Raw genomic sequence first — 16,444 nt, 5'->3', positions numbered from 1 at the left:
ACCCGCTCGAACAGTTCCCACAACTCATCTGGCACCAGACGCTCAACGATCCCCACGACACCAGACTATCGAACACGCCAAATGAGACGACGTCTTAGGTGCGCCGGTGGGGGGTTAGTCCCCGGGGGGGCGTTGAGTGCACCGGTGTGGGTCGGTGTCCCGGGCGGGCAGGGCGCTGGGGTGGGATCCGTGCCCCAGAGGGTGGGGTGCGCGGGCGTTGGGTGGGGCCAGTCTGGGGATGGGGTGTGCCGGCGTGCGGTTGGTGCCCGGGGGCGTTCAGTGCACCGGTGTGTGGGGCGGTGTCCCGGGCGGGCAGGGCGCGGGGGCGGGGCTGGCGCCCCAGGGCGTAGGGGTGCGCGGGCGTTGGGTCGGCTTCCCAGGGTGTGCGGTGCACCGGTGTGGGGTGGTCAGTGCCGGAGGATGTCGTGTGCACAGGCGAGCGGGGCTCCGGGCGGGCAGGGCGCGGGGGCGGGGCCGGTGCCCCAGGGCGTGAGGTGCGCGGGCGTCGGGTCGGCTTCCCAGGGTGTGCGGTGCGCCGGTGCGGGGTCGGCCTCCTGCGGCGTGAGGTGCGTGGCGGTGGGGGGCCTGGCGGGGTGTGAGGTGCGCCCGTGTGGGGTCCGCCGCCTACGGAGTGAGGCGCACCGGCGTCGGGGCGGCGCCCCGGGCGGGAAGTGCAAGGCCCTCGGGGCGGCAGCCCCAGGGGCTGAAGTGCGCCCGCGCGGAAGGTGAAGGTGCCGGCGGCCCATCAGGGCGTGACGATCACCCGCGTGCGTCCCGGACCCCGTGTGCGAGGATCGAACCCATGGGTACGACAGGTGGGGCGGCGGAGTCCGGACGGCGGGTCGGCAGGCCGCGGGCCGATCGGCGGCCGGACAGCGGACTGGCGCCGCGCGATGAACTCCTCGTTGCCGCCGCCGAGTTGTTCACCTCCCTGGGCTATGCGGCCACCAGCACCCGGGCCGTCGCCGAGCGCGCGGGCATGCGGCAGGCGTCCATGTACCACTACGTCTCCGGCAAGGAGGAACTCCTCGCCGAGCTCCTGGAGTCCACCGTCACGCCCTCGCTGGCGTACGCCCGTGAGCTGCTCGCGGACGACACGGTTCCGGCGGAGGACCGGCTGTGGGAGCTGTGCCGCGCGGACGTCGAGGTGCTGTGTGGCGGTACGCACAACCTCGGCGGCCTCTATCTGCTGCCCGAGGTGCGTGCCGAGCGGTTCGCCGGTTTCCATGCCGTGCGTGCCGAACTCAAGGACGCCTACCGACAGTTGCTCGCCGCGACGACCGCGGGTGGCGCCCTCGCCAAGAGCGAGCTCGAGCTGCGCACGGACCTGCTGTTCGGCCTGATCGAGGGCGTGATCCTCGTCCACCGCTCCGACCCCGAGCGATCCGTCTCCGTGTTCGCGGAGGCCACCGCGGACGCGGCTCTGCGCATCGCCGGCACCCAGGTCCGGCACTCCGCCTGAACCCTGGTGCCCCCCTGAACTCCGGTCCGGCACCCCGCCTGAACCCAGCCCGGCAACCCGCCGGAATCTGATTCCGGCATCCAGCCGGAAGCCGACCTTCACCCGCCACGGTGAGTGATGTTCGCACGCCCGTATGTCCTGACTCACCGTGTTCGAACAGTGCCGGAGCGTACAAATGGGCCGAGGGTACTCCAGTCGCAATGCCCGTTTCAGGCGCTTGCTGAATATGACATGGCGATGATCCGGTCGGACTAAGCTCGCCCGCAGCGCACCGAGTTGATGTGTATTCGTGCGCTTGTTCCCTATATGTGCGACTCCCCGTCGATACGTCTCAGAGGGCCCACATGGTGAGTGTTCAATCCCCCCCAGGACGCCGTGAACTGCCGTATGCGCGCGTGCTGTTGCTCCCCGCCATAGTCATGGCCGCGGTGACCGGGGCCGGCGTCGCGCTGGTGCAGCAGCCCGCCAGGGCCGCTGTCGCCTGGTGCGGTGCCGTCGCCACGCTGCTGGTGATCGCGGTGGCGGCCGAAGCCGTCCGGCGCGGTCGTGAACTGCGTGACCAGCGACTCGAGCACATCCGTCACACGGCTCATCTGAAGCAGCGCATCGCCGACCACGACCAGGAACTGGTCCGGTTCGCCAAGGAGATCGCGCCCACCGCACTGGACTGGCTGCGCCGCGGAAGTTCCCCCGGAGAGGTGATTCGCCAACTCGGCGAGATCGACCCCGCGTGGGCGGACCTTCCCGACGCGCAGATCCGGCTCCTCAAGACGGTGCTCACCATCGTCGACACCGAGGAGATCATGCGTGACGCCGCGCAGCGCTCCTTCGTGAACATCGCCCGGCGCGTGCAGGCCATCGTCCACCAGCAGGCCAACGAACTGCGGGAGATGGAGGAGGACCACGGCCGCAACCCCGAGGTCTTCGACGACCTTCTGCGCATCGACCACGGCACCGCGCTGATCGGCCGGCTCGCCGACTCGATCTCCGTCCTCGGCGGTGGCCGCCCGGGCCGGCAGTGGCCCGAGCCCGTCGCGCTGTACAGCGTGCTGCGCGGCGCCATGTCCCGGATCCTGGAGTACCGGCGCATCGACCTCTCCTCGATCGCCAAGGTCAACGTCAAGGGCACCGCCGTCGAGCCGGTCATCCACGCCGCGGCCGAACTCCTCGACAACGCCACGCGCTACTCGCCGCCGCAGAGCAAGGTGCACGTCACCGCCACCGAGGTGCAGACCGGCGTCTGCATCGAGATCGAGGACGCCGGTGTCAGCCTCAGCGAGGAGGCCCGCCTGCGCGCCGAGGGCATGCTGGAGCGCGCCAAGGCCGGTGTCGACCTCCAGGACCTCGGCGAGTCGCCGCGCCTCGGCCTCGCCGTCGTGGGCCGGCTCTGCCAGGCGTACGACATGCAGGTCTCCCTGCGTGCCTCCGCATACGGCGGCGTCCGCGCCATCCTCGTCGTGCCCAGCGACATGCTCACCGACGAGCCCGGCGTCGGACTCGCCCACGGCATCGGCGCCACCGCCGTGCCCAAGGCCGAACTCGGCGCGCTGCCGGGCCCCAAGCGCACGATCAAGAAGCGCCGCCCGACCAGCCCCAAGTTCACCACCCCGGTGTCCATGGAGGACGACGTCCCCGAGGTCACCGAGTGGACCGCCAACGGGCTGCCGCAGCGCCGCAGCCGGGTCAAGACCCCGCTCGCCCAGCGCTACGCCGAGCAGGCCGAGATCGAGAAGGCCGAGCGGGAAGGCCGCCCGACCATCTGGTCGACGGCCCGCCGCGAACCCGAGCCCGAGCCGAAGCCGGACGACACCCCGCCGGGCCTGTGGGTCCAGGCGTTCATGGACGGCCTCAAGCGCCCCACCGCTTCCACCGCCAGTCAGCCGACCGACGAACCGGCCCGTACCGAGGCCGAAGACGAGGGGAACCTCAAGTGATCCAGCAGCGAGGCAACTTCGACTGGATGCTCCAGGACCTCGCCAAAGGCGTACCGGGCATCCAGATGATCGTGGTGCTCTCAGCCGACGGCCTGCGCATCGCCCGGCACGGCGGTGACCCGGACACCGCCGACCGCGTCGCCGCCGCCTGCGCGGGCCTGCAGAGCCTGGCGGGCGCGGTCGCGGGAGAGATCCCGGGCAGCGACGGCAAGATGAAGATGGTCCTGATCGAGATCCACGGCGGCTACTTCTACCTCATGGCCGCCGGCCCCAACGCCTACCTCGCGGTGCTCTCCGACATCATCACCGAACCCGGCCACATGAGCGCCCGCATGAGCGACCTGGTCGTCCGCATCGGCGCGCACCTCACCAGCCCGCCCCGGCGCAACGGGCAGACCGTATGACTCCTCCGCAACGCCGACGGCGACACCCCGAACCCAGCCCGGAACAGCCACCGACACCCCCGCAGCAGGAGCGCCAGGACCCACCCGAGGGACCGAAGAAGAACCCCGAGCGGCTGTACGTCATCACCGGCCCCGACGGAGCCGAACGCTCGGAACTCGACCTGGTCACCTTAATCGTGGCGCACGTCGACCCACCGCCCTCCGCCACGCCCGAGCAGGCGGCGCTGCTCAGGCTCTGCACGGCCCCCCTGTCCGTGGCCGAGCTGTCCGCCTATCTCAGCCTGCCGTTCAGCGTGGTGACCGTCCTGCTCACCGAGCTGCTGACGGCCGAACTGGTGACGGCGCGCGCCCCTGTGATCCGCCAGGCGCTGGCCGACCGTTCCCTCCTCGAAGCGGTGATGCATGGACTTCAAAGGCTCTGACACCATCCCCGGTCCGCGAACACAGGACTACCTCCCCCAGACCGCCGAGGCCGCGGTGAAGATCGTCATCGTCGGCGGCTTCGGCGTCGGCAAGACGACCATGGTCGGCTCGGTCAGCGAGATCAAACCGCTGACCACCGAGGAGACCATGACCCAGGCCGGCATCGGGGTCGACGACAACTACGGCTCCGAGACCAAGACGGCCACCACCGTGGCCATGGACTTCGGCCGCATCAGCATCACCGAGCAACTCGTGCTCTACCTGTTCGGAACCCCCGGCCAGGAGCGCTTCTGGTTCCTGTGGAACGGCCTGTTCGAAGGCGCACTCGGCGCGGTGGTCCTGGTGGACACCCGGCGCCTCGAAGTCAGCTTCGACGTCATGGACCGCCTGGAGGAACGGGGCGTGCCCTTCGTCGTCGCCGTCAACACCTTCCCGGACGGCCCCCGCCACCCCGTCGACGACCTGCGCACCGCGCTCGACCTCAGCGCGGACATCCCCATCGTCGAGTGCGACGCGCGACGGCGGGCGTCCAGCCGGGACGTGCTGATGACCTTGTTGCAGTTCCTTCATTCGCTGGCGGTGGAGAAGGCTCCTGTGTGAGCCGAGACCGGCGGAGCCGCACTGCCGCAGACCTCTCCCACGCCCCCGTCTTCGCTCGAACCGCGCGGGCCGGGGCAGCTCATGACTTCCTTCAGACCAGATCGACCTCAGCTCCGGAGCGACCATCGTGACGCCTGAACCCTTTACCCCGGCCGGTACGTACGACCCCGCGGGCGCCCCGCCCCCCGGCTGCCCCGCGCACGGCATCGGCGTCGGCGGACTGCGTCGGCTGTACGGCCCGGGGGCGGAGGACCTGGAGGCCGTGTACGAGGAGCTCCGGGCCGAGCATGGGCCCGTGGCTCCGGTGCTGCTTCACGACGACGTGCCGATCTGGTTGGTGCTCGGCCACGCCGAGAACCTGCACCTGGTGCGCAATCCCTCGCAGTTCTGCCGTAACACCCGGTTGTGGTCCGCCTTGCAGGACGGGTCGGTCAAGACCGATCACCCGCTCATGCCGCACTTCGCCTGGCAACCCATCTGCGTCCACGCCGAGGGTGATGAGCATCTGCGGTTGCGCGGCGCGGTCACCGGCGCCATGTCGACCATCGATCACCGGGGCATCCGCCGTTATGTCAACCGGGCGGCCCAGCATCTCGTCAACCAGTTCTGTCGGGAAGCCAGGGCCGACCTGGTCGCCCAGTTCGCCGAGCACCTGCCGATGATGGTGATGTGCGAGATCCTCGGCATGCCCGACGAGTACAACGACCAGATCGTGCAGGCCGCTCGTGACATGCCCAAGGGCAGCGAGACCGCCATCGCCAGCAACGCATACCTCATGGACGTCCTGATGCGGCTCACCGCCCGCCGCCGGGCCGATCCCAGGGACGACTTCACGAGCCACCTGATCAACCATCCGGCACGGCTCACCGATGACGAGGTCGCCCAACACCTGCGCATCATCCTGGTCGCGGCGTACGAGGCCACCGCCAACCTGATCGCCAACGTGATGAGGGTGGTGCTCACCGACCCGCGATTCCGTGCTCAGCTCAACGGGGGCCAGATGACGGTGCCCCAAGCGGTCGAGCAGTCCCTGTGGGACGAGCCGCCGTTCAGTACCGTACTTCCCTACGTCGCGAAGCAGGACACCGAGCTGGGCGGCCAGCGCATTCGTAAGGGTGACGCCCTCATCCTCGGCATCGCGCCGGGCAATGTCGACCCACGGGTCCGGCCCGACACCAAGGTTCACATGCAGGGCAACCGCTCCCATCTGGCCTTCGGCGGCGGTCCCCATGAGTGTCCGGGGCAGGACATCGGCCGTGTCATCGCCGAGGTCGGCGTGGACGCGCTGCTGACCCGCCTGCCCGACGTCCAACTCGCCTGTGAGGAGGACGAGCTGCGCTGGTGGGCGTCCATCTCGAACCGGCACTTGCTCGAACTGCCGGTGAAGTTCGAGGCGAAGCCCCAACAGGACGTCATGGCTCGGCCCGCGCACCCGCTGGCGTTCCAGCGTTCCAGCAGCAACTGGCATGTCAGCACTCCCCAGCCCAAGACGGTGCCTGTGGAGGCCGCCGCTCCGTCCGCCGCTCCACCGCAGACGCCCGAGCCGGCCCACCGACCCGGCGTGTTCCGGCGCCTGCTGCGCTGGTGGCGCGGCGAGTGACCCGACGGGCACGGGGAGCGGTGCTGCTATCCAGCGGTCCATTCGTCGTACGACGACCAGGCCCGCAGCACCCGGGGGCTGACGAACCGGTGCTCGTGTCCTGTGACCGGATCGGTGAACTCCAGTACCCGTGCCAGCAGTTGGAGCGGACGTCGGAAGTCGCTGGGCTCCACGGGCGGGGAGACCACCGGATACAGGGGGTCGCCGAGGATCGGCACCCCCAGAGCGCTCATATGCACCCTCAGTTGGTGTGTCTGCCCGGTACCCGGCGTCAGCCCGTACCGGGCCAGCTTGCCCTGGTGCTCCAGCAACTCGACCCGGCTGACGGCGTTGGGCTCGCCCTCGACCTCCCGAGCCGCCAGGACACCGCGCTCCTTGACGATGCGGCTGCGCACGGTGCGGGGCAGGGTCAGCCCCGGGTCGTACGGGGCCACGGCTTCGTACTCCTTCGCCACCCGTCTGTCCCGGAACAGGGATTGATAGGCGCCGCGCTCTTCGGGCCGCACGGTGAACATCACCAGGCCGGCCGTCAGACGGTCCAGCCGGTGCGCGGCGCCCAGCGTGGGGAGGGCCAGTTCCCGGCGCAGCCGCGCCAGGGCCGTCTCGGCGACGTGGCTGCCGCGCGGGGTGGTGGCGAGGAAGTGCGGTTTGTCGGCCACCACCAGGTGTTCGTCCCGGTAGATGACGTCGATCCGGAACGGGACGTGCACCTCGGCGGGCAGTTCCCGGTGGAACCACACGAACATCCCCGGCACGTACGCCGTGTCGCGCCTCACCGGACGCCCGGCGGCATCCACGATCTGCCCCGACTCCAGCATCCCGTCGATCATCTCGGCACCCGCCGCGAGCCGCGCCACGAGATGATCCCGCACGGTCACCCAGGTGTCACCGGGTGGCAGCCGCACCCGCACCGGATCGACCCCGTCGCGCTGCGGCAGGGGAGAGGGCGGGGGTGGGGTGCGGCGTCTCATCAGGACAAGCCTACGAGGGGGCTCTGACACCGAGCTCAAAGGGGAGACTTCGGCGCCGGAAGCTATGGAGACACCGTCGTGAGGTTCGCGGGGTGCAGTTGGCCGGTCACGTCGGGACTCAGCGCGCTGGCGGTGCGTGGGGAATAACGGCCGTTGCTGCGGCTCCAGTCGTAGCTGCCGCGTATCCACGTGAACAGGGCGGACGCATACCGTTGGACTTTCTCGGATTCCGTGCTCGTGAGGCCGATCCGGGTGCAGAACAGGGGGATCAGTTTCATCTGCTCAAAGAGCTGACCGACTGTTGTCTGGACGAGAGCGATAGCGATCTCGATGGCTTCCTCTCGCGAACAATGACGTTGCCGCATGAGGCACCTCACCAGATTGGGATCACCTCGTGCGTCGTCGTTCTCCAGAGACATCACCTCGTTGATGAGCTTGACGGAATCTACAGCTGCTCGTCGCATTGATTCCAGATGGCTGCTGTGCCAAATAATTTGCGGGATCTCGAAGTGTCCCACCCGTTCGGCCAGGTCGAGTGAGGGGACGAGTCCCAGCGTGCGGTGACCAATCCGCATCCGAGTGGCGAAGTCCTGGGGGACCCACGTACGACGGTCAATCTCCTCAGTGAGGTTTCCCGTCAGGTAGTCCAACCAATTGTGAGCGGCCCGTCGCTGCCATTCCACGGACATTCCCATCTTGGCTCGCCGCCAGATGTCGGCGAAGGCACTGACCAAGGGCACGTCGTGGTTGGCCCTCTGTGGCGAGGGGTGGCTGACGAGCGCGATGAGTTGCTGGCACACATCGACGGCTGCATCGGCTGTGCGCCCTTCAGGCACATCAAACAGATCATCGAACAGGAAGAACCAGCCCATGGTGTCAAAGGCCAGATCGAGGTCATCACCTTCGACGTCCGGATAGCTGTAGGCGGCCAGGTCGGCTACAGCCGAGAACATGTAGCGATGAATGGCCCTGTGCCCCGACACCAGTTTCTGCTGGCGCATCCACTCCAGATTGCGTTCCCTGGCGGCTGCCAAACCAGCGTTCAGCCGGGGTGGAATGGGCAACTTGATAGTGACGTTCTGGGGCATTATTCTCTCCCAGTTTCTGACTCGGCATGCTTATCGGCCCATCATCAGAGGAAGAAGGGTCCCCAGGCCGTTTCGAACTTCTCCTGGAGCCGGCCCGCGGCCGCTTCTGGCGAGGCCGACGAGGCGATCAGTGCCTTCCAAGTCGTTTCACGACGAGCCGACCAGTCGGGTGATGTCCGACCAAGGGTTGGCTGCCAGCCGTGGGGGCGGACCGAGACGACCTGGCACGAGCAGAGCTTTTCATGACGCCCTCCGAGGCGGAGTCGACCAAGTTCATGAACTGTGCGTTGTGCTCCGTACGCTGCGATTCGGCTGATTCGACTCGACCGGGGCCCCGTCAATCGCGTGCCGGGCTGTTCGCTGGTGTGACCTTCGAGGCGGCCGTCCGACGGCGCCGATAGTACGCCGCCACCACCGTCCCGACAGCGTTGTCGGTGGCGATGCCGTGGATCACCATTACCTTCCAGTGCCGCCGTGGGTTTCGTCAACTGTGTGGGGCGGCCTGGAGCTGGTGTGGGGTGCCGTGCCGGGCGACTGTCAAGGGCACGTAGGGCGGAAGGTGTTCGCCCATCTCAAGAGGTTTCGCATTCGCACACAACGACGCCGACCGCGTCAGTGCCTCACACGCACCACGACCCCGAGGCCCACCGCCGACCATCGCAGGCATTCGGCCACCACCCTCACGGGCCCGGGTGCGACACCGCTCATGCCCGCAAGTCACCCTGACAGCCCACCACTTCGCACCATGCGACGATTTCCGGCCGCGGGAAAGGGGGTGCAGCCCCGGCGCACGGAGCGGATCCCCTGGCCGCCGGATGCACGGCCGCGCACTCCGGGCCGGCGATGCGCTGCGAGTACCACCCTCGTTTGCGGCAGTTGGGGAGCAAGTTCGTCGCGGGGACGGCACGGCCGGGCCGAACGGCCGGAACGGGGACGCCCATCCATCCGAGGGCGGAATGCGAGGTCTGCGTTTCCTCGCCGGCAAGGGTAAAACCCGTTGGGACGGCCCTCGCGTGGTTGGCAGGATGCGGGTCATGCCCTACCTCACCGACCCGGTGCTCGCGCCGGGCACCCTCGCCGCCACCGACCAGCCCACCCTGCCCACCGGTGACGGCCTGCTGCTGCGCCCCTGGCGCCCCGAGGACGCGCCCGCGGTCCACGCCGCGTTCCAGGACCCGGCGATGCACCAGTGGCACGCCCGTGCCGCCGACTCCGTGGAGGAGGTCGGCGGCTGGATCGGCGAGTGGCGGCAGGCCTGGGTCCGGGAGGAGACCGCTCAGTGGGCCGTGGTGGACGCGGGCACCGATCTGCTGCTCGGCCGGGTGGCTCTGCGCGAGATCCATCTCGACGACGGGCAGGCCGAGATGGCGTACTGGACGACCGCGGAGGCCCGGGGCCGGGGTGTCGCCGCGCGTGCCACGGTCGCCCTCTCCCGCTGGGCTCTCGACGACGTCGGGTTCCACCGTCTCGAGCTCATGCACGCCGTCCGTAACGAGGCGTCGTGTCGTGTCGCGAACAAGACCGGCTTCGTCCTGGAAGGGACCAAGCGGAGTGCGGTTCTGCATCCGGACGGTTGGCACGACATGCATCTGCACGCGCGCGTGCGGGGCGACTGAGGGGGGCCGCCGAACCGAGGGGGCTACCCGGCCGGAGTACGCCTGCGCAGTGCCCGCCACGCCACGCCGGCGACCAGCGTCGCCGCCAGGAACAGCACCGTGAACCACTGGAAGTACCAGTGCCCGCCCGCCGGGTCGTACACCTCGGCCCGGGGCCACGCCAGGTTGACGGTCATGAGGAGGCCGTAGAGGAGGGCCAGGGCGTTGACCGGGATGCCCCAGCGGCCCAGGGAGAACAGGCGGCCGCCTTCCTCGTCGGTGCCCGACGAGGTGAACTCGCCCCGCACGCGGCGGATCAGCAGGGGGCCCGTGACCATCGCGTACGCCAGGTACAGCATCACGATGCAGGTCGTTCCGATGGCCAGGAACGCCTCCGGCGAGGCGAAGTTGAGGAGGAGCAGGGCGGCGGCCAGGACGCCGACGACCAGAGCGGGGGCGGTGGGCATGCCCGTGCGGGGGTTCACGCGCGCGAGGCGGCCCGCGAAGGGCAGTTGGCCGTCGCGGGCCATGGAGAAGAGCATGCGGCAGGCCGCCGTCTGGATGGCGAGGGTGGCCACGGTGATCGCGATCACCACGTCGGCCAGCAGGGCCTTGCCGACCCCGTCGCCGAGGCTGCTGGTGAGGACGTAGCTGAGGCCGTCGACCGACAGGTGCCCGTCGGTGAGGCTGGGGGCGGCGAGCAGGCCGCCCAGGACGATCAGGCCACCGAGCGCGCCGGCCGCGCCGAGCGCCGTGAGGATCGTGCGGGGCGCGGTGCGCCGGGGGTGGCGGGTCTCCTCGCTCATCTCGCCGGCGCTGTCGAAGCCGATCATCACGTACGCCGCCGTGAACGAGCCCACCAGCAGCGCCCCGAACAGGCCGTTCTGCGCGGCGCCCGCGGTGTGGAAGGTGATGCTCGGTGTGCGCTCGGAGTGGGTCAGCAGGAGCACGACGATCAGGACCGCGCCGATGATCTCGGCGGTGACACCGACCCGGTTGATCAGGGACATCACACGGTTGTCCAGGACGTTCACGAGAGTCGTCAGGACGAGGAGGATCACGCCCAGGACCGCCGCGTTGGCCGCCCCGTCCGCCGAGACCGGCGACGGGTCGGTGCCGACCAGCTGGAAGCCCGACCAGATCGCCGGGAGCACCATCTGCAGGGCCAGTGCCGCCGCGGCGACCACGACGATCTGCCCGATCACCATGATCCAGCCGGCGAACCACCCGAAGGTCGCGTTGGAGAGGCGGGACGACCACTGGTAGATCGCGCCCGAGAGGGGGTAACGCGCCGCCAGCTCCGCGAAGCAGGCCGCCACCAGCAGCTGCCCGACCAGCACCGCCGGCCAGGCCCAGAAGAAGACGGGGCCGCCGAACGCGTACCCGAAGGCGAAGAACTGGAAGACGGTCGTCAGGACCGAGATGAACGAGAACCCCGCCGCGAAGGACGCGTACCGGCCCAGGCTGCGGTGCAGCTCCTGGCGGTAGCCGAACTCGGTGAGGGACCGGTCGTCGGTGGCGGGGGAGTGCGGGGGATCGGGACGGACGTCGGAGGGACTGGTCGTCGTCACGGCGGCACCTGCCTTCGGCGGCATGAGGGCGAAAGAGCGGACCAGCGGTGCGGGAGCTGGATTCCTGTCGGGTGACAGAAATTAGGGAGAGGCTGTTTCGGGTGCGTGACGCAGGCATGTCGAAGCGGCTCCCAAGTCCTCACGCCGTTGCGGGGACCGTTTATACGCGATACATCGTGTCTATTGACGGCCTGTCGTAGATCGCGATATGTTCGGTCACGGATATTCGGGAGCGAGTCTCGGAGGTGAGGTGAAGGCATGGGGCGTCGCAAACTCCGCAACCCCCTGGCGCTCGCCGTGCTGGCGACGCTGTGGCAGAAGCCGATGCATCCCTACGAGATCGCCCAGACCCTGCGCCGACAGGGCAAGGACTCCAGCACGAAGATCAACTACGGCTCGCTCTACACGGTCGTGCAGAACCTCGAAAAGCATGGATTCGTCGAGGTCACGGACGTGGAGCGGCAGGGCAACCGCCCCGAGCGGACCGTCTACGGCATCACCGCGGCCGGGCGCCAGGAGACCACTGAGTGGATGTCGGACCTGGTCGCCTACCCGGTCAAGGAGTACCCGATCTTCGAGACCGCGCTCTCACTGCTCGGTGTGCTGCACCCCGACGACGTGGTGACGCTGCTCGAGGAGCGCCTCGACGCCCTGCTGGTCCAGGCGGCCAGCGGCCGAGGCGCGCTGGAGAAGCTGTACGAGACGCTGCCCCGGCTCTTCCTCGTGGAGAACGAGTACCAGCTCCACATGGTCGAGGCGGAGGCGGAGTGGGTCCGCGGCTTCCTCGACGAACTCAGAAAGGGCACACTGCCCGGCATCGAGGAGTGGAAGGCGTTCCACGAACCATGACCTGAACAAGAACAGGCCCCGGCACGGCTGTTGCAGCAGCCCGCCGGGGCCTCGAACCCCGAACTGAATCCGCCCTGAGGCACATCCAGGCGATCGAGGTGCGGCACACCCAGGATAGCCCGGTGCTCCTCACGCGGATCAGTTGTCATCCGCTCGGCCAGGAGACCCAGGAGAGCACCTGCCATGAACACCCGTGCGCCCGCGATCGAGGCGCGTCAACTGATCAAGACCTACGGCGGTCAGGTCACCGCCCTCAACGGCATCGACCTCGTCGTCGCGCGGGGCAGCGTCTTCGGCCTGCTCGGCCCGAACGGCGCGGGCAAGTCCACCACCGTCAAGATCCTCACCACCCTGGCCCGCCCCGACTCCGGCTCGGCCACCGTCGCGGGCCATGACGTGCTGCGCCACCCGGACCGGGTCCGGCGGGCCATCGGTGTGGTCGCCCAGGGCTCCGGCGCCGACCCGGTCGCCACCGGCCGCGAGAACCTCCGGCTCCAGGGCAGGCTCTACGGCGTGAAGGGCACCGCCCTCGAACAGCGGGTGGACGAGCTCCTCGACCGCTTCACGCTCACCGAGGCCGCCCAGCGTCCGGTCAAGGGCTACTCCGGCGGCATGCGACGCCGGCTCGACGTCGCCCTCGGCCTGGTGCACCGCCCCGAGGTGCTCTTCCTCGACGAGCCCACCACCGGCCTCGACCCCGAGGCGCGCACGGCGATGTGGGACGAGATCGGCCGGCTCGCGGGGGAGGAGGGGCTGACGATCCTGCTCACCACGCACTACCTCGAAGAAGCCGACCGGCTCGCCGAACGGGTCGCGGTCGTCGACCGGGGCCGGATCGTCGTCGAGGGCACCCCCGACGCGCTCAAGGGCGAACTCCGCGGCGACGCCGTGCATGTGGCGCTGCGCGAGCCGCTCGGCGACGCGGGGCGCACCCTGCTGACCGGCGCCCTGCACGGGATGCCGGGCGTGCACGAGGTGCTGGCCGACGGACACCGCGTCAGCGTCCGCGCCGACGACGGGGCCGCCGCCGTACCGGTTCTGCTCGCCGCCCTGGAGCGGGCCGGGGTCAAGGTGGCCACCGCGACGGTCGCCCGTCCGTCCCTCGACGACGTCTACCTGCGCTACGCGGGCCGCCGTTACTCCGACGCCGAAGACCTGGTGGGTGCCCGATGAGCATGGCCGTCTCCCAGACCTGGTACATGACGCAGCGTCAACTCATGGTGTTCGTGCGGCAGCCCGCGTACGCGATCATCACTCTGGTCCAACCGGTGATCTGGCTGTTCCTGTTCGGCAGCCTCTTCAGGAAGGTCGTCGAGCTCGGCGGCTTCGGCACCACCTCGTATCTCGACTACCTGGTCCCGGGCGTGGTCGTGATGAGCGCGCTCAGCTCCAACATGTGGGCGGGGATGACCACCCTGGACGAGATCCAGCGCGGCACCCTCAACCGCTTCCTGACCACGCCGGTCAGCCGCGCCGCGCTGATGAACGGCAACGTCGTCAACAACGGTCTGGTCACCGCCTTCCAGTCGGTGGTCATCGTGCTGCTCGGGCTGCTGGGCGGGGCCGACTACCCGGGCGGGATCGGCGGAATCGCCGTCCTGGTGCTCGCCTCGGTGCTGCTGGGGACCGTGTCCGGGGCGCTGTCCAACGCGCTCGGCATGCTGGTGCGGGAGCGGGAGTCGATCATCGGGATCAACACCTTCCTGCTGCTCCCGCTGACCTTCCTCTCCAGCGCGTTCATGGCGCCTTCGCAGATGCCCTCGTGGATGCGGCACGTCGCCGACTTCAACCCGTTGAACTGGGCGATGGTGGCGGGCCGTTCGGCCCTGTCCGCCGATCCGGACTGGGGAGTCGTGCTGGGCCGCGGGGGAGCGCTGCTGGGGCTCGCGGTGGTGGCGGTGTGGCTGTCGATCCGGACCTTCCGGTCGTATCAGCGGTCGGTGTGACCCCACCCGGACACGGGAAAGGGGCGGCACCTTCGAAGGTGCCGCCCCATTCACCGACGTATGCCCGAGGCGCGTGCCTAAGCGGCCGGCGCCGCCCCCTCCTGCTCCGCCTCGATGCGCGCGTTCCAGTCCCGCTTGGAGGCCTGCCAGCCGTCCTCGTTGTGGCCCAGGCGCCAGTAGCCGGAGATCGACAGGTCCTCGCGCGGGATCGCGCGTTCGACCCGCAGCAGATGGCGCAGCTGCTTCACGAAGTGCGCCTCGCCGTGCACGAACGCGCACAGCCGGCCCTCCGGGAACTCCAGCGCGCGGACGGCCTCCACCAGGGCCTCCCCGACGGGCCGGGAGCCGCGGTGCAGCCAGACGACCTCCACGTCGGAGTCGATCTTCTGCTCCTCCTCGGGCCCGGAGACCTCGATGAAGGCGTGCGCCCGCGCGCCGGCGGGCAGCGACTCCAGGGAGCGGGCGATCGCGGGCAGCGCGCTCTCGTCACCGACGAGCAGATGCCAGTCGGCGTCGAGGTCGGGGGCGTAGGCCCCGCCCGGGCCCATGAAGCGCACGGTCTCGCCGGGGTGGACGCGCACCGCCCAGGGGCCGGCCAGGCCCTCGTCGCCGTGGATCACGAAGTCCAGGGTGAGCTCGCGGTGTTCCGGATCCCAGTGGCGCACGGTGTACGTGCGGGTCACGGGCCACTGCTCGCGTGGGAACTCCTCGCGGATCCGCTGCATGTCGAAGGGCTCGGGGTAGGTGGCGCCCTCGGCCGGGAAAAGGATCTTGACGTAGTGGTCGGTGCAGGAGTCCGCCGCGAAGTCGGCGAGGCCGTCACCGCCCAGCACCACGCGCCGCATGTGCGGGGTGAGGCGTTCGGTGCGGACCACCTGTGCGGAGTGGGGCTTCCGCGGCTTGCGTCCAGGTCCTTCTGCCATGGCGGCCTCCCAGTTCCCAATGCTTAGGCTTACCTAAGTTAGCATCAGTCTCGCTGGCGACGGCATGTCACTCGTGGAAAGCCAGGGCAATATTTACGCGCTGAGCGTCGCCACCAGCCGCTGCAGCGATCCACCCAGCCCCCACCGCTCTGCCAGCTTCTCCAGCGCCGCGGGATCGCGCGGCGCGCGCGGAACCGCCGTCTCCACCTGCGGCAGCGGGACGTCCCCCGCCACCTTCACGACCGTCGGCGCCACGGCCACGTACGGCCGCGACTCGTCCAGCCGCTTGCGCTGCGACGGCGTGAGCTTCGCCTTCGGGTCGTCGACCGCGGCCATGATCCCGGCCAGGTCGCCGAACTCGGCGAGCAGCTTGGCCGCCGTCTTCTCGCCGATGCCGGGCACGCCCGGCAGCCCGTCGCTCGGGTCGCCGCGCAGCAGCGCCAGATCCGCGTACCCACGGCCGTCGACCCCATACTTCTCGCGCAGCCACGCCTCGTCGGTCAGCTGGAGCGTGCCGACGCCCTTGAGGGGATACAGCACCCGTACCTCGCGCTCGTCGTCCACCAGCTGGTACAGGTCGCGGTCGCCGGTGACGATGTCGACCGGGCCCGTCGCCTGCGCGGTGAACGTGCCGATCACGTCGTCCGCCTCGTACCCCGCCACCCCCACGCGCGCGATGCCGAGCGCGTCCAGGACGGCCTCGATGACCGGCACCTGCGGCGACAGCGTGTCCGGGACCTCCTCCTCGTCCGGGCCGCTCTCGTGCACCTCGGCGACGCGGTGCGCCTTGTACGAGGGGATCAGGTCGACCCGCCACTGGGGGCGCCAATCGGCGTCCATGCAGGCCACCAGCAGGTCGGGATGGTGGTCCTTGACCAGGCGGTCGATGAATTCGAGGAGGCCGCGCACGGCGTTCACCGGCGTGCCGTCGGGCGCCTTCACCGACTCCGGAACGCCGAAGTAGGCACGGAAGTAGAGCGAGGCGGTGTCGAGGAGCATGAGTCGTCCGGTCACGCCTCGCATCATGCCGTACGGCACCGACAGCGGCCGTTCAGCGCTCGCCCCGTTCGGCGGTGTG

The 16,444-nt window shown here is 69.6% G+C and carries 15 protein-coding genes; 10 read left to right on the top strand and 5 right to left on the bottom strand.

Annotation, left to right across the window (positions count from 1 at the left end):
- Positions 1–802 precede the first annotated feature (802 nt).
- The 6 genes from ABZT06_RS38670 to ABZT06_RS38645 all read left to right on the top strand — a co-directional run bounded on the left by ABZT06_RS38670 (position 803) and on the right by ABZT06_RS38645 (position 6,423).
- A complete protein-coding gene (locus ABZT06_RS38670; protein ID WP_355752033.1) occupies positions 803–1,462 on the top strand; it encodes a helix-turn-helix domain-containing protein in 660 nt (219 codons plus the stop codon).
- Positions 1,463–1,806: 344 nt separating this feature from the next.
- Positions 1,807–3,396 carry an ATP-binding protein gene (locus ABZT06_RS38665; RefSeq protein ID WP_355752031.1) on the top strand — a complete coding sequence of 530 codons (1,590 nt, stop codon included), beginning with the start codon at positions 1,807–1,809 and terminating at the stop codon, positions 3,394–3,396.
- On the top strand, positions 3,393–3,800 hold the full coding sequence (locus tag ABZT06_RS38660) for a roadblock/LC7 domain-containing protein (protein WP_007380839.1): 408 nt from the start codon (positions 3,393–3,395) through the stop codon (positions 3,798–3,800). The genes ABZT06_RS38665 and ABZT06_RS38660 overlap by 4 nt, the downstream gene beginning before the upstream one ends.
- The gene (locus ABZT06_RS38655; RefSeq protein WP_355752028.1) at positions 3,797–4,222 is read left to right on the top strand and encodes a DUF742 domain-containing protein; all 426 of its coding nucleotides are present in this window, start codon (positions 3,797–3,799) and stop codon (positions 4,220–4,222) included. The genes ABZT06_RS38660 and ABZT06_RS38655 overlap by 4 nt, the downstream gene beginning before the upstream one ends.
- The gene (locus ABZT06_RS38650; protein WP_355752026.1) at positions 4,203–4,823 is read left to right on the top strand and encodes an ATP/GTP-binding protein; all 621 of its coding nucleotides are present in this window, start codon (positions 4,203–4,205) and stop codon (positions 4,821–4,823) included. Before ABZT06_RS38655 ends, ABZT06_RS38650 begins: the two co-directional genes overlap by 20 nt.
- 127 nt (positions 4,824–4,950) lie before the next feature.
- Entirely contained in the window at positions 4,951–6,423 is a 1,473-nt protein-coding gene (locus ABZT06_RS38645; protein WP_355752024.1) for a cytochrome P450, read from the top strand.
- Between the two features lie 26 nt (positions 6,424–6,449).
- Here the strand turns inward: ABZT06_RS38645 and ABZT06_RS38640 are convergent, their stop codons facing one another.
- Positions 6,450–7,394: an RluA family pseudouridine synthase gene (locus ABZT06_RS38640; RefSeq protein ID WP_355752022.1), complete on the bottom strand. Its 945-nt coding sequence runs from the start codon at positions 7,392–7,394 to the stop codon at positions 6,450–6,452.
- 62 nt (positions 7,395–7,456) lie between these two features.
- A complete protein-coding gene (locus tag ABZT06_RS38635) occupies positions 7,457–8,482 on the bottom strand; it encodes a pentalenene synthase (RefSeq protein WP_355752020.1) in 1,026 nt (341 codons plus the stop codon).
- 1,034 nt (positions 8,483–9,516) lie between these two features.
- Here ABZT06_RS38635 and ABZT06_RS38630 point away from each other — a divergent pair.
- Positions 9,517–10,098, top strand: coding sequence for a GNAT family N-acetyltransferase (locus ABZT06_RS38630; protein WP_355752018.1), 582 nt, complete (start codon positions 9,517–9,519; stop codon positions 10,096–10,098).
- Between the two features lie 23 nt (positions 10,099–10,121).
- Here the strand turns inward: ABZT06_RS38630 and ABZT06_RS38625 are convergent, their stop codons facing one another.
- Positions 10,122–11,648, bottom strand: a complete 1,527-nt coding sequence (locus tag ABZT06_RS38625) for an amino acid permease (RefSeq protein WP_355752016.1) — start codon at positions 11,646–11,648, stop codon at positions 10,122–10,124.
- A gap of 258 nt (positions 11,649–11,906) precedes the next feature.
- On the opposite strand from ABZT06_RS38625, the gene ABZT06_RS38620 reads away from it, so the two are divergent.
- The 3 genes from ABZT06_RS38620 to ABZT06_RS38610 all read left to right on the top strand — a co-directional run bounded on the left by ABZT06_RS38620 (position 11,907) and on the right by ABZT06_RS38610 (position 14,443).
- Entirely contained in the window at positions 11,907–12,497 is a 591-nt protein-coding gene (locus ABZT06_RS38620) for a PadR family transcriptional regulator (RefSeq protein ID WP_355752014.1), read from the top strand.
- Positions 12,498–12,680: 183 nt separating this feature from the next.
- Positions 12,681–13,670: an ATP-binding cassette domain-containing protein gene (locus ABZT06_RS38615; protein WP_355752012.1), complete on the top strand. Its 990-nt coding sequence runs from the start codon at positions 12,681–12,683 to the stop codon at positions 13,668–13,670.
- Positions 13,667–14,443: an ABC transporter permease gene (locus ABZT06_RS38610; RefSeq protein WP_355752010.1), complete on the top strand. Its 777-nt coding sequence runs from the start codon at positions 13,667–13,669 to the stop codon at positions 14,441–14,443. The genes ABZT06_RS38615 and ABZT06_RS38610 overlap by 4 nt, the downstream gene beginning before the upstream one ends.
- A 77-nt stretch (positions 14,444–14,520) precedes the next feature.
- Here ABZT06_RS38610 and ABZT06_RS38605 read toward each other — a convergent pair whose 3' ends face one another.
- Both ABZT06_RS38605 and ABZT06_RS38600 read right to left on the bottom strand, forming a co-directional pair.
- Positions 14,521–15,366: a siderophore-interacting protein gene (locus ABZT06_RS38605; RefSeq protein WP_355752008.1), complete on the bottom strand. Its 846-nt coding sequence runs from the start codon at positions 15,364–15,366 to the stop codon at positions 14,521–14,523.
- A 93-nt stretch (positions 15,367–15,459) separates the two neighbouring features.
- Entirely contained in the window at positions 15,460–16,389 is a 930-nt protein-coding gene (locus ABZT06_RS38600; RefSeq protein ID WP_355752046.1) for a 5'-3' exonuclease, read from the bottom strand.
- Positions 16,390–16,444 lie beyond the last annotated feature (55 nt).

This window comes from Streptomyces sp. NPDC005483 (genome assembly GCF_040606035.1).
In the GTDB taxonomy this organism is placed as follows: Bacteria; Actinomycetota; Actinomycetes; order Streptomycetales; family Streptomycetaceae; genus Streptomyces.
This window is presented reverse-complemented; position numbering and strand designations above follow the sequence as displayed.